The 548-nt window shown below is 44.9% G+C and carries 1 protein-coding gene; it reads left to right on the top strand.

Annotated features, from left to right (window positions below):
• The coding region (locus ACFINE_RS09970; protein ID WP_375621918.1) for a hypothetical protein at positions 1–548 on the top strand (548 nt) is incomplete at both ends.

Below are 548 nucleotides of genomic sequence, written 5' to 3'. Positions count from 1 at the left end.
GGCACTTTAAATCTGGTGGTCGATCAACTCAATAACACGGCAGCGGAAGGTTCGATTACAGGGGATGCGCATTTTGAAGCAAAAACCGTTGAAGGCAATCCACTGGAGTCCTTAAGTGGTTTAACCGGGGCTGGCGCTCTCTTTACACCAAAAGTCGATCTCAATAATGCAGGGGAACTTGCTGAGGGGCTTCCTTTACCAAAACCCCAATCGGGGGGTGTTGGGGGCACGCTGCCCAATCAAAATTTCATTTATGAAACTAGAGCAGAATTCCTTGATGTTGGCAAGTTTTATGGCTCAGCCTATTATTTGAACAGAATTGGTTACAATCCTGACAGAGAGATTTTTTTCTTAGGCGATGCTTATTTCGAAAAGCAGCTGATTGAAAAACAAATGCGTGATCTTGTGGGTCAAGGTTTGGGCAAAGGTTCCTTTATTCCTGGAAGTGATGCCATTGAACAAGTCAAAACTTTGCTGGATGTCGGGGCAGACTATGCAAAAGCACACAATCTCCCTTTTGGTGAGGCTTTGAGTGAAGAACAATTGGC

The organism is Bartonella sp. AA97HXZ (assembly GCF_042196985.1).
Taxonomy (GTDB): domain Bacteria; phylum Pseudomonadota; class Alphaproteobacteria; order Rhizobiales; family Rhizobiaceae; genus Bartonella.
The sequence above is the reverse complement of the archived record's forward strand: the minus strand, read 5'-3'. Positions and strand labels throughout refer to the sequence as shown.